At 70.9% G+C, this 21002-nt stretch carries 14 protein-coding genes; 12 read left to right on the top strand and 2 right to left on the bottom strand.

Features of this window, described 5'->3' with window-relative positions; translation table 11 throughout:
* From MXD58_RS04450 to MXD58_RS04430, 5 genes are all read left to right on the top strand, one after another.
* The coding region (locus MXD58_RS04450) for a hypothetical protein (RefSeq protein WP_518477120.1) at window positions 1-795 on the top strand (795 nt) is incomplete at its 5' end.
* On the top strand, window positions 792-2786 hold the full coding sequence (locus MXD58_RS04445; protein ID WP_248840263.1) for a type I restriction-modification system subunit M: 1995 nt from the start codon (window positions 792-794) through the stop codon (window positions 2784-2786). The genes MXD58_RS04450 and MXD58_RS04445, both read left to right, overlap by 4 nt.
* Entirely contained in the window at window positions 2783-4015 is a 1233-nt protein-coding gene (locus MXD58_RS04440; protein ID WP_248840264.1) for a restriction endonuclease subunit S, read from the top strand. The genes MXD58_RS04445 and MXD58_RS04440 overlap by 4 nt, the downstream gene beginning before the upstream one ends.
* Before the next feature lie 251 nt (window positions 4016-4266).
* On the top strand, window positions 4267-7137 hold the full coding sequence (locus MXD58_RS04435) for a type I restriction endonuclease subunit R (RefSeq protein ID WP_250609069.1): 2871 nt from the start codon (window positions 4267-4269) through the stop codon (window positions 7135-7137).
* Window positions 7138-7224: 87 nt separating this feature from the next.
* Window positions 7225-8946, top strand: coding sequence for a protein kinase domain-containing protein (locus tag MXD58_RS04430; protein WP_248840266.1), 1722 nt, complete (start codon window positions 7225-7227; stop codon window positions 8944-8946).
* A gap of 48 nt (window positions 8947-8994) precedes the next feature.
* Here MXD58_RS04430 and MXD58_RS04425 read toward each other — a convergent pair whose 3' ends face one another.
* On the bottom strand, window positions 8995-9252 hold the full coding sequence (locus MXD58_RS04425) for a PIN domain-containing protein (protein ID WP_308301898.1): 258 nt from the start codon (window positions 9250-9252) through the stop codon (window positions 8995-8997).
* Window positions 9253-9380: 128 nt separating this feature from the next.
* Here MXD58_RS04425 and MXD58_RS04420 point away from each other — a divergent pair, with 128 nt between their 5' ends.
* Window positions 9381-9881 (top strand): dihydrolipoyllysine-residue succinyltransferase component of 2-oxoglutarate dehydrogenase complex, encoded by a 501-nt coding sequence (locus MXD58_RS04420; protein WP_248840268.1) that lies wholly within the window; start codon window positions 9381-9383, stop codon window positions 9879-9881.
* A 37-nt stretch (window positions 9882-9918) separates the two neighbouring features.
* Here the strand turns inward: MXD58_RS04420 and MXD58_RS04415 are convergent, their stop codons facing one another.
* Window positions 9919-13047, bottom strand: a complete 3129-nt coding sequence (locus MXD58_RS04415; RefSeq protein WP_250609068.1) for a tetratricopeptide repeat protein — start codon at window positions 13045-13047, stop codon at window positions 9919-9921.
* Between the two features lie 556 nt (window positions 13048-13603).
* Here MXD58_RS04415 and priA point away from each other — a divergent pair.
* The 6 genes from priA to MXD58_RS04385 are packed head-to-tail and all read left to right on the top strand — an operon-like array spanning window position 13604 to window position 20943.
* Window positions 13604-14335: a bifunctional 1-(5-phosphoribosyl)-5-((5-phosphoribosylamino)methylideneamino)imidazole-4-carboxamide isomerase/phosphoribosylanthranilate isomerase PriA gene (gene priA, locus MXD58_RS04410; protein ID WP_248840270.1), complete on the top strand. Its 732-nt coding sequence runs from the start codon at window positions 13604-13606 to the stop codon at window positions 14333-14335.
* On the top strand, window positions 14332-15096 hold the full coding sequence (gene hisF, locus MXD58_RS04405) for an imidazole glycerol phosphate synthase subunit HisF (RefSeq protein ID WP_248840271.1): 765 nt from the start codon (window positions 14332-14334) through the stop codon (window positions 15094-15096). Before priA ends, hisF begins: the two co-directional genes overlap by 4 nt.
* Before the next feature lie 54 nt (window positions 15097-15150).
* A complete protein-coding gene (locus tag MXD58_RS04400) occupies window positions 15151-17037 on the top strand; it encodes an ABC transporter ATP-binding protein (RefSeq protein ID WP_248840295.1) in 1887 nt (628 codons plus the stop codon).
* On the top strand, window positions 17034-18986 hold the full coding sequence (locus tag MXD58_RS04395) for an ABC transporter ATP-binding protein (protein ID WP_374615614.1): 1953 nt from the start codon (window positions 17034-17036) through the stop codon (window positions 18984-18986). Before MXD58_RS04400 ends, MXD58_RS04395 begins: the two co-directional genes overlap by 4 nt.
* Entirely contained in the window at window positions 18983-19381 is a 399-nt protein-coding gene (hisI, locus tag MXD58_RS04390; protein ID WP_248840273.1) for a phosphoribosyl-AMP cyclohydrolase, read from the top strand. The genes MXD58_RS04395 and hisI overlap by 4 nt, the downstream gene beginning before the upstream one ends.
* Window positions 19378-20943, top strand: coding sequence for an anthranilate synthase component I (locus MXD58_RS04385; RefSeq protein WP_248840274.1), 1566 nt, complete (start codon window positions 19378-19380; stop codon window positions 20941-20943). Before hisI ends, MXD58_RS04385 begins: the two co-directional genes overlap by 4 nt.
* Window positions 20944-21002 lie beyond the last annotated feature (59 nt).

Below are 21002 nucleotides of genomic sequence, written 5' to 3'. Positions count from 1 at the left end.
TCGGCGACCTCCGCCGGACGCTCGGAGATGCTGACCATGCCAGCGATCCTGGCCTGCTTCGGCCGCGTCGACCCGTGGGGGGGGGGGGGCGCGGGGCGGGCCCGGCCCGGCCCGGTGCCGGCTCGGGCGGTGACCCGGGCGCGGCTGCTCCAGGACGGTGAGGCCAACATCCTGCCCTCCCGGTATGTCACCACCGAAACGCAGGCCGGTGCCGGCGACATCGCGCGGATCGCCGGGCAGCTCGAAGCTATCTACGCTCGGCTCGGCGCCGGGCTGCCGCGGTATGCGGCGGCCCACGTCCGGGACGACTTCGCCTACGTGACGCTCGCGGAGCTCGAACGCGCGGGCGCTGTGACGATCAGATCGCGGGGCACGACGCCGCACGCCGGCGACGTCCTCGTCTGGCCGCGGGCCCCGGGCGTTCTCGCGGCGACCGGCGAGGAGCAGACCGGTGGGATGACGACCCACGTCATCGAACTGGACCTGGCCCGGCTCGACCCCGACTTCGTGGCGATGTTCCTGCGGCCCGAGGTCGAGGCCGTACCGATCCCGAGGACAATCGGCGTGCTCGGCCGCGAGGACCTGCGCCGCTGCCGGATCCCCCGGCTCTCGATCGCCGAGCAGCGCCATTACGGCGCCGAGTTCCGCCGGCTGTCCGACCTGCGCGCGGCGCTGACAACGCTCGCCAGGCTCAGCACCACCGTGATCGACCAGACCCTGCACGGGCTGACGGCCGGGACCCTGACCCCCGACCGGCTTGCACCGACGACGCCGACGCACGAGGAGAACCTGTGACTTCCCCGGGGCCCAGCCACTCGAAAATGGCCGCCGACATCTGGTCGGTGGCCGACCTCCTGCGCGGCGACTACAAACGGCACGAGTACGGCGCCGTGATCCTCCCGTTCACGCTCATGCGGCGACTCGACGCGGTCATGGTCGACACCCGGCAGGCCGTGCGAGACCGCGATGCCGCGTTGCCCGCGAGTCTGACGAACCGGCAGAAGCCGCTGGAGAGCGCCGCGGGCCGGCCGTTCTACAACGTCTCCCGGCAGAACTTCGCCACGATCGCCTCCGACCCGACAAACAAATCGGTGGTCGCGAAGAACCTGCGGGATTATGTCAACGGCTTTTCGCCCGTCGTCCGCGAGGTGCTGGATCGGTTCCGGTTCGACGAGACCATCGCCCGACTGGCCGACGCGAAGTTGCTATACCTGGTCGTCAGCCGGTTCGCGCAGATAGACGAGCTCGACAAGCTCAAGAGCCACGACATGGGCTACGTGTTCGAGCACCTGATCCGCAAGTTCGCGGAGGACTCGAACGAGACCGCCGGTGAGCACTTCACGCCCCGTGAAGTCATCAAGCTCATGGTCAACCTGCTGGTAGCTCCCGACGCCGACGCAGACGTCATCGCCGGGCCTGGACAGGTGATCAACATCTATGACCCGGCCTGTGGGACCGGAGGTATGCTGACCGCTGCCGCTGACCACCTGAGGTCCCTCAACGACGGCGCGCAGGTCTTCCTCTACGGCCAGGAACTCAACCCGGAGTCGTGGGCGATCTGCCAGGCGGAGATGCTGCTGCGCGGCCAGCAGGGCGACATCAAGCTCGGCAATTCGTTCAGCCAGGACCGGTTCACCGGGCGCCGGTTCGACTACATGCTCGCCAACCCACCGTTCGGGGTGGAGTGGAAGAAGGTCAAGGACGACGTCGACCGGGAGGCCGAACTCGGCTACGCGGGCCGCTTCGGCGCCGGCCTGCCGCGGATCAACGACGGGTCGTTCCTCTTCCTGCAGAACATGATCTCGAAGATGGAGCGGGTCGAGGGCAAGGGTGCCCGGATCGCGATTGTCTTCAACGGCTCGCCGCTGTTCACCGGCGCCGCGGAGTCAGGCGAGTCGAACATCCGGCGCTGGATCCTGGAGAACGACTGGCTCGAAGGCATCGTCGCCCTGCCCGACCAGCTTTTCTACAACACCGGGATCTCCACCTACTTCTGGATCCTCTCCAACCGCAAGCCGGCGAAGCTCGCCGGCAAGGTGATCCTGCTGGACGCCCGCGACCAGTCGGTGAAGATGCGCAAGTCCCTCGGCGACAAGCGCAAGCAGATCAGCGACGCCCAGATCGACCACGTATCGAAGCTGTATGTCCGGGCGCTGGAGGTTGCCGGCGATCCGGAGAACCCGGACCACGGCAAGGTGAAGATTTTCGGGACGCGGGACTTCGGCTACCATCGCATCACCGTCGAACGGCCACTCAAGCAACGCTTCGAGATCACCGAGGACACCCTGCTCGCCCTGACCGAGGCGAAGGCACTCGCCAAGTGGGACGGTCGGCAGAAGCTGGTCGAGGCCCTGCACGACGCGATCGGCTCCGTCTGGCGAACCAAGGAGGAGGCCACGTCAGAGCTGCTGGCCGCCGCTATGGCCGGCGGAGCGAGCCTGCCCGGCACCGCGGCGCACCTGAAAGCCTTCTGGAACGCCGTCGCCGTCTCCGACCCGGCAGGCGAGGTCCAGCTCCACAAGGGCAAGCCGATCCCGGACCCGGACCTGCGTGACTTCGAGAACGTCCCACTGGACGAGGACATCCACACCTACTTCACCCGCGAGGTCACCCCGCACGTCCCCGACGCCTGGATCGACGAGGAAAAAACCAAGGTCGGCTACGAGATCCCCTTCACCCGCCACTTCTACGTCTACACCCCCCCAAGGCCCCTCGCCGAGATCGACGCCGAACTCAAGGACCTGGAAGCCCAGATCCAGAAGCTCCTCGGCGAGGTGACAGCGTGACGTGGATCCAAACTCGCCTTAAGCACGTCGCCCGAATCGGATATGGTCTCGGACAGCCGCCGCAGATCAGTGACGCGGGTATTCCAATCTTGCGGGCGACAAATATTATGCGTGGGAAGTTGGTCAGTCCGGGTCTGATCTATGCGGCCATGAGCGATCTTCCGCTGGACCGTGCCCCACTTCTTAAACGGGGCGAGATTCTCGTTGTGCGAAGCGGTGCCTACACGGGCGACTCTGCAATCATCACCGATGAATGGGAGGGAAGCGCTCCCGGATATGATCTACGTGTTACGCCGACGGTGGCTGATCCCAGATACCTCGCGTACTGTCTCCTCGGTGCTTCCGTTCTCGATCAGATAGATCTGGCCAAGGCGCGGGCCGCGCAACCGCATCTGAATGCCGAGGATCTTGGGGATGTCAGAATCTTGCTTCCGCCGCTCGACGAGCAGCGCCGCATCGCCGACTTTCTCGACGCCGAGACCGCCCGCATCGAACGACTCCTCTCGCAGCGCCTTCGACAGCGGGAACTGCTTGATGAGCTGACTCTGAGTTTGATCGACGAGTATATCGGTCGACCAGGCTTCGTCCCGACTGTCCGCCTTGGGTACTTGGCCTTCGTCCAGACCGGCGTGACAGTTGACAGCGGACGTCAGAACGACGGCGACGTCGTCACGCTGCCGTACTTGCGGGTCGCCAATGTGCAGGTTGGCTATGTCGATCTTAGTGAGGTCGCTGAGATCACGGTACCGCGTAAGACCGTGGCCACATCGCGCCTGCAGATCGGAGACGTCCTGATGACAGAGGGTGGAGATCTTGACAAGCTCGGTCGTGGGACTGTTTGGCGCGGAGAGATTTCGGAGTGCCTACATCAGAATCATGTCTTCGCCGTGCGGCCGGACCTTCGTGTGATAGAGCCTGAGTACCTGGCGTTGCTCACGCGGGCATCGCGAGCGCGACGGTACTTCGAAAGCACTGGCAACAAGACTACAAACCTCGCATCAACAAGCAGCAGCAAGATTCGTGACTTCCGTGTGCCGCTGCCGGACCTGCCGACACAGCGTGAGCTTGTCAAGAGGATTGATGGTCGACTCAAAGCAGTGGGTGAGTTGAACGCGCGGCTCTTCAATCAGATAGCTGCTCTTGCGGAGCGCCGTCAAGCGGTAATCACGGCTGCGGTGACTGGGCGGCTCGAAGTCGCGACCGGGCGTGAACTGGACGGAGCCGCATGACGCCGGGGATGCATACGGAGCATGCCTTTGAGGCTCGGGTCGAGCAGGAACTGCATGGTCATGGGTGGCAGGCGGGGCAGCCCACGTTTGGGTTTGATGCTGGGCTTGGGCTGGATACTGCTGAGCTGGTTCGGTTTATCGGGGCGACGCAGCAGAAGAGCTGGGATCGGCTTGTTGAGCTCTACGGTTCCAAGGAGCTTGCCCATGGGCAATTCTGCCAGCGGGTGGCGGCGCAGATCGACGAGCGGGGGGTGCTGGACGTTCTGCGGCAGGGGGTGCGGGATCGGGGGGTGCAGATTGAGCTGGCGTACTTCCGGCCTGGGCACACGCTGGCGGTCGACGCGCTCAAGGAGTACGACGCCAACGTTCTGACCGCGGCCCGGCAGCTTCGTTTCAGCGCGAAGAATCCGAACGAGTCCGTCGACCTGGCGTTGTTCGTGAACGGGTTGCCGGTGGCGTCCATCGAGCTGAAGAATGGGATGACCGGGCAGACAGCCGAGGATGCGGTCGCGCAGTACCGGCGGCGGGATCCGAAGGAGCTGTTCTTCGCGAAGCGTGCCCTGGTGCACTTCGCCATCGATCCGGACAGGGCGTTCGTCGCGACCCGGCTGACGGGCCCCGACACCCGGTTCCTGCCGTTCAATCTGGGCACCAACGGCCCGGGGGAGTCGGGAGCCGCCGGCAACCCGGAGGCCAGGGAAGGCTCCTATCGGGTCGCCTACCTGTGGGAGGAGGTCTGGAGTCGGCACAACTGGCTGGAGATGCTGCAGCGGTTCGTGCACGTCGACGCCAAGGACCAGAAGAAGGGCTCGAAGCGGAGCGTCCACGAGCGGGGACGGATCTTCCCGCGCTACCACCAGTGGCACGCCGTCCAGACGATGGTTCGCCACGCCCAGGAGCACGGCGCCGGCGAGAACTACCTGGTGCAGCACTCGGCAGGCTCGGGCAAGTCGAACACGATCGCCTGGCTGGCGCACCGCCTGTCGACCCTGTTCGACGTGGACAACCAGAAGGTGTTCGACAAGGTCGTCGTCATCACCGACCGGCTCGTGCTCGACCAGCAGCTCCAGAACACGATCTACCAGTTCGACCACACGCCCGGGGTCGTCAAGAAGATCGACGAGGATTCGAGTCAGCTCGCGGCCGCGTTGACGGACTCGACGTCGCAGATCATCGTCTCGACGCTGGAGAAGTACCCGTTCATCCTCGACAAGGTCGCGGGCAAGGGTCTCGGCTCGAAGCGTTTTGCGGTGATCATCGACGAGGCGCACACGTCGCAGACCGGTGAGCAGGCCACGAAGCTCAAGCAGGCGATCGGCTCGAAGGCGCAGCGGGAGCCCGACGAGGACGAGGCGACCTACCTGACCCGGGTCCGCGGCAGGCAGCCGAACCTGTCGTACTTCGCTTTCACCGCCACTCCCACGTCCGCCACGCTGAAGCTTTTCGGCGCCCTCGACCCGGACCGTCTGGACGAGGACGGCAAGCCGCTGTACGTGCCGTTCCACGTGTACTCGATGCAGCAGGCGATCGACGAGGGCTACATCCTCGACGTCCTGGCGAACTACCTGACCTACGATGCGATGTGGCGGCTGTCCAGCGACGCCGTCGCGCAGCAGGACTCGGAGATCTCCAACCCGGAGGTCGAGAAGAAGAAGGCGCGGTGCAAGCTCGTCCAGCTCGTCGAGGCGCATCCGGAGTCGGCGGCGCAGAAGGCGAAGCTGATCGTCGAGGACTTCCACACGAACATCGCCGGCCGCCTCGGCGGCCGGGCGAAGGCGATGGTCGTCACCGACAGCCGGCAGCAGGCGCTCAACCTGTACCAGGCGATCCGCCGGTACGTCGATGACAAGGGTCTGGCGAACTGCCGCCCGCTGGTCGCGTTCTCCGGTTCGCTGACCGACGAGGAGAGCGGCCACGAGTTCACCGAGTCGAAAATCAACGGCTTTCCGGAGGGTCGGCTCCCGGAACGGTTCGGTTACACGAAGGCTGACGACCCCGACGCGGCGGCGCGCAACCAGGAGGAGTACCGGATCCTCGTCGTCGCCGACAAGTACCAGACCGGCTTCGACCAGCCGCTGCTATGCGCGATGTACGTCGACAAGCCGCTGACCGGCGTCGCCGCCGTCCAGACCCTCTCCCGGCTGAACCGGACCCACCCGTTGAAATCCCAGGACGACGTCCGGATCGTCGATTTCGTCAACGCCGCCGAGGACATCCAGAACTCGTTCAAGCCCTGGTTCGAGAGCACGCTCACCGAGCAGCCCGACGCGAACCTGCTCTACCGCAAGCAGCAGGAAGTGATGGACTTCCAGATCCTGGACGTCGCCGAGCTGGAGGCGTTCATGCGGGTGCTCGGGTCAGCCGACCCGGACCGGATGCCGAAGGCCGCGGAGAACAAACTGCACGCCGAGCTGCACCGCCTGCTCGACCCCGCGATCGACCGTTTCAATGCGCTGGAGACCGTGGCGGAGCAGGAGGAGTTCCGCGACGCGCTGCAGAAATACTGCCGGGCCTACAGCCTGCTCGCGCAGGTCATCGACTGGGGCGACGCGACACTCGAACGGCTCTACCAGTACGGCCGGATCCTGCTGCGCCGCCTGCCGGGCCGGGCCGCGACGGCTGTCGACATCGGCGACGCCGATCTGTCGCACTACCGGCTTGAGTTCACCGGTCACCATGACGTGTCGCTCGCACCGTCCGGCGACCAGGTCGTCCGCGGCCACGCGGCCGACGGCGGCGGCTACGTCGAACCGGAAACGGTCCGGCTCGCGGACGTCATCAGCGACCTGAACGAGCGTTTCGGCCTGAGCCTGGGGACCTCCGACCAGATCCTGCTCTTCCAGCAGGTCGCCAGCCTGGTCGAGAACACCCAGATGCAGCAGGTCGCGCTGATGAACGACGAGGCGCGCTTCGGCCAGGTCGCCGACGGCCGCCTCGACGACATCGTCGCGGAGAACGCTGGGAAGAACGAGGACTTCATGAAGCTCTACTTCGACAACCAGGACTTCCAGCAGGCCGTCAAGGAGGCCGCCCGCAAGCGCGCCTACCGGATCATCACCGACCCGGCCCGCGACGAGGCCCTGGCCCGGCTACGCGCCGAAATGCTCCGCGAAACCACCTGACGCGCTCCCACCACCAACCGGCACTGGTAGAAGAAGGCACGGGGGATATGTCGGACCTCCGGCCGTTCCTTCGGCTCGGGGGAAGACGTGACTGACCCGCACACGACCGCCAACGGCGGCCCGCTGGACAACCGGATCCGGCTCGCCGGCCGGTATCGGATCGACGGTCTGCTTGGCAGCGGCGGCATGTCCGAGGTGTCCTACGGCTACGACGAGCGCCTCGACCGCCAGGTCGCCATCAAGCTGCTCCGGCCGGCAGGCAACCCGCCCGGCCCGCCGGGCAGCGCCGAGCGGATCGCGTTCGAGGAACAGCGGGCGATCAACGAGAAGCGGTTCCTGCGGGAGATCCGCACCACCGCCAGCCTGGAGCATCCAGGCATCCCCGCGGTCTTCGACACGGGCGTCCACACGTTCCCTGACGGCAGCCGCCGGGTGTGGCTCGTCATGCAGCTGCTGCGCGGATCGACCGTGCACCAGCTCATCGAGGACACCGACTACGACGACGCGCCGTTGGCCATCGCCCGCGCGGCGGGCATCGGCGCCCAGGTGGCCGCGGTCCTGGCCAGCGTCCACGCCGTGGACGTCGTCCACCGCGACATCAAGCCGGACAATCTCGTTCTCGTGCCCGGCGGGTTCGTGAAGGTCCTCGACTTCGGCATCGCGATCCTGCGCGGCGCCGACGCCCCGCCCCGGCTCACCCAGGTCGACCACACCATCGGCACGCCGGAGTACATGTCGCCCGAACAGCACCTCGGCAGCGTCATCACGCCCGCGTCCGACCTCTACTCCCTCGGCTGCCTGCTGTTCGGCCTGCTCACCGGCGAGCGGGTCTTCTACCTGACCGGCAGTGGTGTGTCGCTGCGCGAGCTGCACGTCAAAGCCGACCCGCCGCGGGTCGGCGCGCTACGGCCGGACGTGCCCACCGAGCTGGCCGAACTCGTCCACGCGATGCTCGCCAAGGACAGCCGGACCCGTCCCACGGCGGTGGATGCCTACCAGGCCCTCGCCCCGTGGGCCGCGGCACCGCCCGCGACGCCCGCCGGCGACGGGCTCGACCCGACGCAGCCGTTTCGCCACCCGCTGCTCGTCGTGCCGCGCCGAAGCACCGCGGCGGGCGCTGGCGCCTGGGCGGCACACCCCGGCACCGCGGTCTTAGGCACACCCGGCGCCGGCACGCCGCCGGAGGCGGGACCGCCGGAGGCGGGACCGCCGGCTATCGCGCAGGACGGCTCGGCACCGGCCGCCGCCGCGCGGCTGCCCAACGCGGCGGTCGACGAGCTGCTGATCAAAGCCGCGACGCTCGCCGACGCGGACCGGCCGGCGGAGGCCATCGACCTGCTCGAGGCGGCCATCGCCACCGGCGCGGCGGATCCACCCCGCGGCCTTGACCTGCGCCGCGCCCTGGCCGAGAAGCTCTACCTGGCCGACAGGTTCACCCGGGCGGCCGCCCTCAACGACGCCGTCCGCGCCGACTATCTTCACTACCGAGTCGAACCCAGCGCCCCTTGGGTACTCGACTGCGCCTACTACGCCGGCCTGGCCTACGCCCGCATCGGCGAGCCGGAGAAGGCTCTCGATCGTCTCCGTGCCTACCTCGACAACGCGGACGCCGCGATGGAGGAACCCGTTCGTCTCCTGGAAGCGCGTCGCACTGCCGCCTTTATGCTCGCCGCCACCGGCGAGACCGCGGCTGCTTTGGCGGCCTTCAAAAACCTTCGTCGTGACTTGGCGGCGGCCTATGGCTCCGACGCCTCCAACGAACTGCACAACCTCGATAAGATAATCGACAGGTTTTGGGGTTCCCGGTAGCGAATCATTCCGCGTGCCGGAGACTGCGCCTCTTCGCGAGCATCCTCCTTACGGGGAGGTGACCCCTGGGGTGACGAGTGGCACGCGCATGGAGGCGAAGTCGGCTTCGTTGCGGGTGGCGACCACGAGGCCATGGACCTGGGCAGTGGCGGCGATGAGTGCGTCGTGGGTTGGGCGTCGATCGGGAATGTGGAGTTTCGCCGCTGATTCGGCGACAGATGACACGATGCTCATCACCACCACGCCCCTCGGTAGGCACGTACCTACATACTCCGTCGCGGGTGACGAGCAGGCAGTACGGTCGATCTGGATACGTCGAGCGGCTCAGCGCGGTGGTCGAAGCCGGGCTGCCGTGTTGGGTCTGCCCTCGGCGATCCGGCGAACGGGGTGCGGTGGGATCATTACCGGCGGTGCCAGCCACAGGGAGGATCACCGTGTCCAACGCCCCGACCGACCCCAGCTCCGAGCAGGCCCCCGACACCGACCAGGCGTCCGCCCCGCCGGCGCCGGACACCCACGCCGGTACTGATCCGGAGCCGGCGAACCCATCGCCGGACGGTTCCGCGGAACCGGCGTCCGGGGAATCGGCGTCCGGGGGCCGCCCGCCGCTGCGTCCGGTCGACTGGGACGGCGCGTTCAGCCGCACCTGGCAGTCCCGCGACCGCAATGAGGTGATGAACCGGCTGGCTGCGGAGCAGGAGCGGGAGTGGAGCCAGCGAGAGCTTGATCAGATGATGCGGGAGTTTCGGGATACGGCGAATGAGTCGGCGGACGCGCGCGCCCGTGAGGAACGGGAACGTGCGGCGGAGAACTCGGAGGCTGTTGACGACGCGAGGTCGCGTCTGTTCGACAAGTTGGAGGGGTTCGGCCGCCTGTCCGGCGATGCGGTGGCGTCGCCGGACAGTGACCGCGACGGGTCCTCGGGCCCACGCTGACGGGCCGGCCGTGATCGGAACCTGGCGGCCCGACGGATCATGGGCCGACGCGGAGGTCCTTGGCGTCGGGGGAAGGCGGTCGTGCGGGTGCGGGTTGCCGTTCGGTCGCAGGCATCCGTTCGGGTGGGGCCACAGCGTCTGAGCGGTAGGTGGTGTCGGCGAGGGCGCGGCGGGCGCGGATGGTGTCCGGATGGTAGGAGCCGTGGTCACGCATGGCGTCGGTGAGGGCGTCGCGGTAGAGGGGTGCGGCGTCGCTGTGGCGGCCCGCCTGGCAGTAGGTGTCGGCGAGGGTGGTTCGGCTGGCGCGGGTGTCGGGGTGTTCGGGGCCGAGGGTGTGGGTCCGGGTGGCATGGACGCGTTCGTTGAGGTCCACGGCCTGGGGGAGCCGGCCGGTCTGGCGGCACACGTCGGCGAGGCTGGTGGCGGTGCGCAGGGTGCGTTCGTCGGCGACGCCGTCGGTCCGGGCGCGGGCGACGAGTTGCCGTTCGAGATGGTGGCGAGCCGCCTCGGGCTGGCCTGCGTCGCGGTAGTGGGCCGCGAGGTCGTCGCGGGCCTCCACGGCGTGGGCGTGCGTACGGCCGAGGACGCGTTCGTGGCGGTCGAGGGCGCGTTCGAGGTGGGGCGTGGCTTCGCTTGGACGGCCCTCCGCGAGGTGTGCGGCGGCGAGGCTCTCGCGGCTCTCCGTGGTCAACGAGTGGTCCGGGCCGTGGACGTGCTCGCGGCCGAACAGGGCCCGGTTCAACAGCGGCACGGCTGCTTCGGGTCGTCCGGCTCGGAGGTGAGTCCGGGCGAGTGCCTGTGCGCTGTCGAGAGTGCGGGGGTGGGTGGATCCGAGTACCTGCTCGCGGACGGCGAGTGCCTGATCGAGCTCGTGGGCGGCGTCATCAAGTCGGCCGGCCTGGTGGTACGTGACACCGAGCTGGTGGCGGCTGTCGAGAGTGCGGGGGTGGTCGGGGCCAAGAACACGCTCGCGGGCTGCCAGGGTGGGTTCGGCGTGGGCGAGGGCGTCGTTGGCGGCGCCGATGCGCTGGTAGGTGGTGGCGAGGTGATGGTGGGTGTCGAGGGTGTCCGGGTGGTCGGGTCCGAGGAGTCGGTGGCGGTCGTTGAGGGTTGTTCGTAGGACGTCGGCGGCTCGGTCGCTGTGGCCGGCGTCGGCGTGGGCGACGCCGAGATCGTGACGGCTTTCCAGGGTGGCGGGATGGTCGGGGCCGAGGGTGCGTTCGCGGTCGGTGAGGTTCTGACGGAACAGGGTTTGGGCGTGGTCGTGGTGGCCGGTGTGCTGGTAGGCGCGGGCGAGGGTTTCGCGGCTGGTCAAGGTGTCGGGGTGGTCGGGGCCGAGGATGCGTGCGCGGTCGACGGCGTTGCGTTCGGCCAGGGGGCCGGCGATGGCGGGGTGGTCGGCGTTGAGGGCCGCGCGGATGTGGGTTTCGCGGGCGGTGAGGGTGTCGGGGTGGTCGGTGCCGTCGAGGCGTTCGCGGGCGGCCACCGCGCGGGCGGCGAGGGGTTCGGCCTGCTCGGGGTGGCCCTGCTCGGTGAGGTACGCGGCGGCGTGTTCGGCGAGCCAGGCGGTCCGTGGGCTGTCGGCGGCCGGGTCGGTGGCCTCCAGGACGGCCAGGGTGTGGGGGAGATGCTCGCGCCAGGCCGGCCAGGCGTCCGGGGTGGCGGTGATCCGCTCCGGCAGGGCGGTGCGCAGCATCCGGGCGAGGATGTCGACGTGCTCGGTGGCCTGGTCGGGGCCGGTGTTGGCGCGTACGGCGGCGCGGACCAGCGGGTGCATCGTCACCGCGGCGCCGTCGCGGTGGGCCAGACCGGCGCGTTCCAGGGTGGCGACGGTGCCGGCCAGCTCCAGCGGATCGCCGGCCGCCGTGCGGAGAGCCTTGTCGTGGATCGCCTCCGGATCGGCGGCGAGCAGCCGCAACGGAAGCGGTGTGCCGTCGCCGTGCGCGGCCAGGCGCAGCAGTTCGCCCGCAGCGGGTGTGTCCGCGTCGAGGCGGCGGATCGGCTCGTCCCACAGGGTGGCGGCGGTGATACCGGGCCGGCCGGGCACCGCACCCTGGCCGAGGACGACCGCGGGACGGTCGAGCAGGGCCGTCAGGTAGGTCTCGGCGGGCGCGCGGGCCTGGGCGATGCGGTGGGCCGCCTGGTCGAGGGCGAGGGGATGGTCTCCGAGCCGTTCGGCGATCCGGCCGGCGACCGCCGGGTCGACCGCCGGGAGCCGTTCGCTGAGTAGTGCCACCGACTCCGCCCGCGTGAACGGGCCGACGGGCACCACCTCGCCGGCGCCGTCCCAGTCGTCGGTGCGTGAGGTCACCAGGATCCGGCCCTGGCTCGACGAAGGGCGTAGCCAGCCGGGCAGCTCCCCGGGGCCGGCGGCGTCGTCGAGGACGAGCAGCCACCGACCGTCTGCGGCATCCAGGCGGGCGAGCACCGCGGCCGGTTCCGCATGGTCGGGCAGGCCCAGCGCGGGTGCGAGGGCGCGCACCCGATCCCCGACGAGCTCCGGGCGCCCCGCCGGCACCCACCACACCGCGTCGAAGCCCATCCGTTGCTGACGTACGTACTCGACGGCGAGACTGGTCTTGCCGATGCCCGCCAGGCCCGTCACCGCGACCAGCCGCCCGGCGGACATCGCGTCGTCGAGGTGGCCGAGCGCCGCGGTGCGCCCGACGAACCGGGCCGCGGGCCGCGGCACGTTCCACACCGCCGGCAGCTCCCCGGGAAACAGCGCCCCGCCAGCAGAACCCGGCCGATCAGGCATCCGGCCGGACGACGTCTCGCCCCGTGCGCCCTCGCCGCGCACCGCCGCGAGCAGCATGGTCTGCGCGGCCAGCGGGCTGCGCCCGACCAGGTCGATCGGGACGAGCTGGCCGAGGAGCCCGGGAACAGGCCGGTCGGTGACCCGCGCGACCACCAGCCGGCGTTCACCGTCCAGGATCCGCGGGGACCAGGCCGCGCCCCACTCCGCCCGCGCCGCCGCCGAATCCAGGTAGCCGTCCGAGACGACCGCGACCATATGACGCGCCTGCCGCGTCACCCCATCCAGCCAGGACGGACGGTGGGTGCCTGGCACGACATCCCAGGCGCCGAGCCGGACGCGCAGCCCGGCGTCCTCCAGCGTCGCGGCGATCCACTCCGCCCAGCCCAGCCCGTCCTCAGCACAGGACACGAAGACGTCGACAGCGCGACCCCCGCCCCCGCCCGTCACCCGAACAGCATGACACAATCACCCAAAACGCATGATTGTCGCCCGGCCTCCGCCGCCGGCCGCGAACACCGGCGCGTCCTAGCGGTCCTGCCTCCTGCGTGCGTGACCCCCACACGGCCGCGTGGGCGGACTCACGACACTGACCTTCGACCTTCACGTCGCCAACGGAGCCGTCGAGATCGTCCAGGTCGCCTAGGGTCGTCGCCGTGGCGGCGCCCTTCGAGGAAACCACCGTCTCAGCCGCGCTCGCACCGCGAGGAGGCAGCGCCGCGCGTCGGATCGTTGTTCTCGCGGTTATGGTCACCACGGGACAAGGTCATGCTGTGCACCGCGGTGCACTCGCCGGCCCGAACGTCCGACCACCGGGACGGCACCGCCTGCTGGGCCACGGCACCGCCTGCTGGGCCACGGCACTGCCCGCTGGGCCACGGCGCTGACGCGGCGCCGACGTGACCTGCATCGGCGGCGGATCGGTGGCTGGATCCGTCCGCCCTGGACAGCCCATAAAGTGGCGGGCATGGCTCTGACACTGCTGCCCGCCGTTGACGTCGCCGACGGGAGCGCCGTGCGTCTCGTCCAGGGCGAGGCCGGCTCCGAGACGTCCTACGGTGACCCGCTGGAGGCGGCGCTCACCTGGCAGCGCGACGGCGCCGAGTGGATCCATCTCGTTGACCTCGACGCCGCCTTCGGTCGCGGCTCGAACCGCGAGCTGATCGCGAAGGTCGTGCGCGCCCTCGACGTCGCCGTCGAGCTCTCCGGCGGTATCCGCGACGACGAGTCCCTCGACGCGGCGCTCGCGACGGGCGCGGCGCGGGTGAACCTCGGCACCGCCGCGCTGGAGAACCCCGACTGGGTCCGGCGTGCCATCGCCCGGGTGGGGGACCGCATCGCCGTCGGCCTCGACGTGCGCGGCACGACGCTGGCGGCCCGCGGCTGGACCCGCGAGGGCGGCGAGCTCTTCGACGTCCTCGCCCGCCTCGACGCCGACGGCTGCGCCCGCTACGTGGTGACCGACGTGCGCCGCGACGGCACCCTCACCGGGCCGAACGTCGAGCTGCTGCGCGCGGTGACCGCCGCGACGGACCGGCCGGTCGTGGCCAGCGGCGGCGTGTCGGCGCTCGCCGATCTCACCGCGATCGCCGCCGTCCCCGGCGTCGAGGGCGCGATCATCGGTAAGGCCCTGTACGCCGGCGCGTTCACCCTGCCCGAGGCGCTCGCCGTCGCCGCCGCCGCCGGCGCGGGCGCATGACCGTCGCCGTTCGCGTCATCCCCTGCCTCGACGTCGACGGCGGCCGGGTCGTGAAGGGCGTGAACTTCACCGACCTGCGCGACGCCGGTGACCCCGTCGAGATGGCCCGGCTCTACGACGCCGAGGGCGCCGACGAGCTGACGTTCCTCGACATCACCGCCTCCAGCGGTGACCGCGAGACGACCTACGACATCGTCCGGCGCACCGCCGAGCAGGTCTTCATCCCGCTGACCGTCGGCGGCGGGGTCCGCTCCACCGACGATGTCAACCGCCTGCTGCGGGCCGGCGCCGACAAGGTGGGGATCAACACGGCCGCCGTCGCCCGGCCCGAACTGGTCCGCGAATGCGCCCACCGGTTCGGCAACCAGTGCATCGTCCTGTCCATCGACGCCCGCCGCTGCCCCGACCCGGCCGGCCCGCGTTTCGAGGTGACCACGCACGGCGGCCGCCGCGGCACCGGGATCGACGCCGTCGCCTGGGCCGCCCAGGTCGTCGAGCTCGGCTCCGGAGAGATCCTGCTCAACTCGATGGACGCCGACGGCACCCGCGACGGCTACGACCTGGAGATGCTCGCCGCGGTGCGGGCCGAAGTCGACGTGCCGGTGATCGCCAGCGGCGGCGCGGGCGATCTGGCGCATTTCCCGCCGGCGGTCGGCGCCGGTGCCGACGCGGTGCTCGCCGCCAGCGTGTTCCACTTCGGCCAGCTTCGCATCGGCGAGGTCAAGGAAGCACTGCGGGCCGAGGGCGTCCCCGTGCGCTGACCACCCGGTAGGTATCGCTGGTCGTCCAGAAATTCTGATCACACCGGGGTGGTGATGGTGCCGTCCGCGACGCGGACCGACGTGCGGGAGACCGGAGTCCTCGGGCTCGGCTTCGCCACCCTGTGGCGCGGCATCCGCGAACAGCCACGGCTGTTCGCCGTCGCCGCCGTCGGCGCCTGCCTGTACACCCTGACCGGGGTGGCGAGCTCGATCGTGCTCGGGGAAGCGACCGAACGGGTCATGCTGCCGGCGGTCCGCGACGGGCACGCCGACTGGTCGGCGGTCGCCGTCGTCGCGGCGGTGATCGTGGGAATCGGCGCGCTGCGGGCGCTGGGCATGTTCGTGCGTCGCCTCGCCGGCGGCACGGTGGTGTTCCGCGTCCAGGCGCGTTACCGCCACCGAGTGACCCGCCAGTACCTGCGGCTGCCGCTGTCCTGGCACCAGCGCCACTCCACCGGCACGCTGCTGTCCAACGCCAACGCGGACGTCGAGGCAGCCTGGAATCCGCTCATGCCGCTGCCGTTCGCCGTCGGCGCCCTGGCCATGCTCGTCACGGCGCTGGCGCTGCTGTTCGCCACCGACCCGGTGCTGGCCCTGATCGGGCTCGTCGTGTTCCCCACCTTCGGCGCGGTGAACATCTGGTATGGGCGGCGGGTGTGGCCGCTGTTCGCCGGGGTGCAGCGGCTGCGCGGCGAGGTCAGCGCGGTCGCGCACGAGTCGTTCGACGGTGCGCTCGTCGTCAAGGCCCTCGGCCGCGAGGAGGAGGAGACCGCCCGCTTCCAGGCCCGCGCCGAGGAGCTGCGCGACGCGATGATCCGCGCGGGCCGGCTGCGCGGCCTGTTCGACCCGCTGATGGAGAGCCTGCCGAACCTCGGCATCCTGCTGGTCCTGATCGTCGGCGCCGTGCGGATCCGGTCGGGCGCGATCGACGTCGGCCAGCTGGTGCGGGTGGCCTACCTGTTCACCCTGCTGGCCTTCCCGCTGCGCGCGTTCGGCTGGGTGTTCGGCGACCTGCCGCGGGCGGTCGTCGGCTACCAACGGGTCGAGGCCGTCCTGGACGCCCGCTCCGACGAGCCGCGGGGCGCCGGGACCCTCACCGCCCCCGGTCCCGCGGCGCTGCGGCTGGCCGCGGTCACCTACGCCTACCCGACCGACTCCCCGCCGGACGGGGCCGACTCCGCGGCGGCCAGTGGGAGTCGTCCGGTGCTGTCCGCGGTGAGTGTCGAGGTCGCGCCCGGCAGCATCGTGGCGATCACCGGTCGCACCGGCGCCGGTAAGTCGACCCTGGCCGGCCTGCTCGCCCGCCTCGTCGACCCGAGTGCCGGCGCGGTCCTGCTCGACGGCGTCGACCTGCGCGAACTGGCCCCCGGTGAGGTCAGCCGGGCCGTCTCCCTCGTGCCCCAGCAGGCGTTCCTGTTCGACGACACGATCCGGGCGAACGTCACCCTGGGCCTGGATGCGTCGAGCGAGGCGGTCTGGGCCGCCCTGCGCCGGGCCCAGGCCGATCGTTTCGTCGCCGCCCTGCCCGCCGGTCTCGACACCCACGTCGGTGAACGCGGGACGAGCCTGTCCGGCGGCCAGCGCCAGCGGGTCTGCCTGGCCCGCGCGCTGCTGCGAGCCCCCCGGCTGCTCGTGCTCGACGACGCCACCGCCAGCGTCGATCCCCGCGTGGAGGCCGCCATCCTCGCCGGGCTGCGGGAGAACGCCGGCGCGTCGACGGTCGTGGTCGTCGCGCAGCGGCGGTCCACGATCGCCCTCGCGGACGAGGTCGTCCACCTCGACGCCGGCAGGGTGATCGGCCGTGGCCGCCACGTCGACCTGCTCGCCTCCTCACCGCGTTACGCCGCCCTGCTCACGGCCTACGAGCAGGCCGCGCGGGCAGCGGGCACCGACGCCGGCGCCGATGCCGACGCGCGGCCAGCCGCCGAGGCGGTGTCATGACCAGCCAGATCCCCTCCCCCCGAGCCGGCTCCGACCCGACCGCAGACCCGTCAGCGGCGCCCGCGGGTTCGCGGCCTATGTCGCTGGTGGCGACGGTTCGGCGGCTGCGGGCGCTGACGCCGGACCTGACCCGTGGCCTGGTCGGCACGGTGGCGCTCGCCCTTGTGGCGACCGCGGGCAAGGTCGTGGTCCCCGTGGTCGTGCAGCAGATCCTCGACCGCGGCCTGACCGACGACGGCGTCCGCCTCGGTCTCGTCGGCGTCGCCGTCGGGATCGCCGCCGTCGTGATCGTGGTGACCGCCGTCGCCACCTACCGGATGAACCTGCGGCTGTACCGGGTGTCCGAGGGAACGCTGGCCGCGCTGCGGGTGCGGGCGTTCCGGCACATCCACGACCTGTCGATGCTCAGCCAGTCCGCGCAGCGGCGCGGCTCGCTGACCTCCCGGGTCACCAGCGACGTGGACCAGATGTCGCAGTTCCTCCAGTTCGGCGGCGTGATGCTGCTGGTCTCGACCGGCCAGATGCTGCTGGCGGGCGTGCTGATGTTCGTCTACTCGTGGCCGCTGGCCCTGCTCGTCCTCGGCTTCTACGCCCCCTTGCTGATCGTCACCCGGCTGGCGCAGCGCCGCCTCGCCGTCCGCTACGCCCAGGTCCGGGAACGCGTCGGCGAGCTGCTGGGCGCCGTGGCTGAGGCAGTCGTCGGCGCCGCGGTCGTGCGCGCCTACGGCATCGGGGACCGCACCGCCCGGCGTATCGACGGATCCATCGACCGCTACCGCGGATCGCAGATCTCCGCCCAGCGGGTCATCGCCGGTGTGTTCGCCCTCAGCGAGTTCGTCGCGGCGCTCGCCTCGGCGTCCGTGGTCGTCGCCGGCGTGGCCCTCGGCGTCGGCGGCTCGCTCAGCACGGGCCGGCTGATCGCCTTCCTGTTCCTGCTGACCCTGTTCGTGATGCCGATCCAGTCGATGACCGAGGTCCTCAACGACGCGGCGAACGCGTTCGCCGGCCTGCGCCGGGTACTCGCGGTCCTTGATCTGCCCCGCGACGTGCGCGATCCCGCCCTCGGCGCCGACGACACGGCCGCCGCCGCGGGGAGCCCGGCCGGCACCGGCGTGCCGCCGACCACCGGACCCGGACCCGGCCGAGACCTGCCCGCCGGCCCGCTGGGCGCCCGCTTCGCCGATGTCGGGTTCGCCTACCCGCACGGCCCGCCGGTGCTGCGCGACATCGACCTGGAGATCGCTCCCGGTGCGCGGGTCGCGATCGTCGGGGAGACCGGCTCGGGCAAGACCACGCTGGTGAAGCTGCTGACCCGGCTGATGGACCCGACCGCGGGCACGGTGTTCGTGGGTGGGGTGCCGCTGCCCGAGGTGCGATTCGCGTCGTTGCGCGCCCGGGCGCTGCTCGTGCCGCAGGACGGCTTCTTGTTCGACCTGACGATCGCCGACAACGTGCGCTACGGCCGGCCGGGTGCCGGGGACGCCGCCGTGCGCGCCGCGTTCGTGGCCCTCGGTCTCGCGGACTGGCTCGACGGGCTCCCGGCGGGGCTGGCGACCCGGGTGGGGGAGAGCGGGTCGCGGCTGTCCGCCGGCGAGCGTCAGCTCGTCGCGCTGGCCCGGGCCCAGCTGGCCGACCCGGAGCTGCTCGTCCTGGACGAGGCGACCTCCGCCGTGGACCCGGAGACCGAGGTGCGTCTGGCCGCCGCGCTCGCCGAGCTGACCCGGGGCCGGACCTCGGTGACGATCGCGCACCGGCTGTCGACGGCGGAGACGGCCCAGGAGGTTGTCGTCGTCGACGCCGGACGGATCGTGCAGCGTGGTCCCCACCGCGATCTCGTCGCCGTTCCCGGGGTCTACCAGCGGCTGCACCAGTCCTGGGCGGCCGGCGTCGGGACGACGGCGGACACGGGCCGCGCCGCCGCGCCGGCGGAGGGCAGAATGAAGGCGTGACCGACCGTCCCACCGCTCTGGATCCCACCATCGCCCGCCGCGTGCGCCGTGACAGCGCCGGGCTGTTCCCGGCCATCGCCCAGCAGCACGACACCGGCGAGGTGCTGATGCTCGGGTGGATGGACGACGAGGCCCTGCACCGGACGCTGACGACCGGGCGGGCCACGTACTGGAGCCGCAGTCGCCAGGAGTACTGGGTCAAGGGCGACACCTCGGGCCACCAGCAGTGGGTCCGCTCGGTCGCCCTCGACTGCGACGGCGACGCCGTGCTCGTCCGGGTGGACCAGATCGGCCCGGCCTGCCACACCGGCACCCGGACGTGCTTCGACGCCGACGCGCTGCCCGCCAGGGTGGGTAACCCGGGCGCCGCGGCCGCCGCCGGGTCGGACCGATGACGACCGGGCGGATCGTTCCCGATCGGGCCGGTTTCCACGCCGCCGCCGCGGCCCAGCCCGTCGTCGCCGTCACGCGCCGGCTGCTCGCGGACGGGGAGACGCCGGTCGGCGTCTATCGCAAGCTCGCCGGCGGCCCGGGCACGTTCCTGTTGGAGTCGGCCGAGCACGGCGGTGAGTGGTCGCGGTACTCGTTCGTGGGCGTGCGGGCGGCGGCGACGCTGACCGAGCGCGACGGCGAGGCCGTGTGGGTGGACGGGGCGCCGCCACCGGGGGTGCCGACGCGGGGCGACCCGCTGGACATCCTGCGCGCGGTGGAACGCCAGCTGCGCGCCGACAACGGGCCCGATGCCCCGCCGCTGATGGGCGGCCTCGTCGGCTATCTCGGCTACGACATCGTCCGGCGCCTCGAGCGGCTGCCCTCGCACGCCGTCGATGACCTGCACCTGCCCGAGCTGCGGATGCTGCTCGCCACCGACCTGGCCGTGCTCGACCACCGCGACGGCTCGTGCCTGCTGGTGGCCAACGCCTTCACCAACACCGCGGTCACCAACACCGCGGTCGCCGGCACCGCGGTCGCCGGCACCGCGCCGGACGGCGCCGCCGCGGCGCTGGACGCGCTGTACGACGACGCGGTCGCCCGGCTCGAGGCGATGACCAGCGACCTGGCGAAGTGGAACGAGCCGACCGTCGCGACGACGTCCGGCGCCGTCACCGGGGTGGCCGACTTCGTCTCCGCCACCGCGCCCGGTGCCTTCCATGCCGCGGTGGAGCGGGCGATCGAGGAGATCCGCGCCGGGGAATGCTTCCAGATCGTGGTGTCCCAGCGGTTCGAACGGGTCACGGCCGCCGATCCGCTCGACGTCTACCGGGTGCTGCGCACGACCAACCCCAGCCCGTACATGTACCTCCTGCGGTTCGGCGATCATGACGTGGTCGGTTCGTCGCCGGAGGCGCATGTCAAGGTCACCGGCCGCCGCGCGCTGCTGCATCCCATCGCGGGCAGCCGGCCGCGCGGCGCGACGCCCGAGCATGACGCGCAGCTTGCGGCACAGCTGCTCGCCGACCCGAAGGAACGCGCCGAGCACGTGATGCTGGTGGACCTGGTCCGCAACGACCTCGGGCGGGTCTGCGTGCCGGGTTCGGTGCGGGTCGTCGAGTTCGCCGCCGTCGAACGGTTCTCCCACATCATGCATATCGTCTCCACGGTGATCGGTGAGGTGGAGCCGGACCGCAGCGCCGTCGACGTGCTGACGGCGACCTTCCCGGCGGGGACGCTCTCCGGCGCGCCGAAGGTGCGCGCGATGGAGGTCATCGACGAGCTCGAACCGACGCGGCGCGGCCTGTACGGCGGCGTGGTCGGCTACCTGGACTTCGGCGGCGACCTGGACACCGCCATCGCCATCCGCACCACAGTGCTGCGCGGCGGCGTCGCCTACGTCCAGGCGGGCGCCGGGATCGTCGCCGATTCCGATCCCGACACCGAGGACCTGGAGAGCCGCACCAAGGCGGCGGCGGTCCTGCGCGCCATCGAGGTCGCCGAGTCGCTGCGGCCCCCGGTATGACGGCCCCCGGCCCCCCTCCCGCCTCCGCCGCAGCCGCGGGGCAGGACGGCGCCCCCGGC

Origin of the sequence: Frankia sp. AgKG'84/4 (assembly GCF_023242965.2) — a bacterium.
Classification (GTDB): Bacteria; Actinomycetota; Actinomycetes; order Frankiales; family Frankiaceae; genus Frankia.
This window is presented reverse-complemented; position numbering and strand designations above follow the sequence as displayed.

Coding starts and splice junctions, on each gene's coding strand:
- priA (WP_248840270.1), top strand. CDS start 13,604: ATGGCTCTGACACTGCTGCCCGCCGTTGACGTCGCCGACGGGAGCGCC.
- hisF (WP_248840271.1), top strand. CDS start 14,332: ATGACCGTCGCCGTTCGCGTCATCCCCTGCCTCGACGTCGACGGCGGC.
- MXD58_RS04400 (WP_248840295.1), top strand. CDS start 15,151: ATGGTGCCGTCCGCGACGCGGACCGACGTGCGGGAGACCGGAGTCCTC.
- MXD58_RS04395 (WP_374615614.1), top strand. CDS start 17,034: ATGACCAGCCAGATCCCCTCCCCCCGAGCCGGCTCCGACCCGACCGCA.
- MXD58_RS04385 (WP_248840274.1), top strand. CDS start 19,378: ATGACGACCGGGCGGATCGTTCCCGATCGGGCCGGTTTCCACGCCGCC.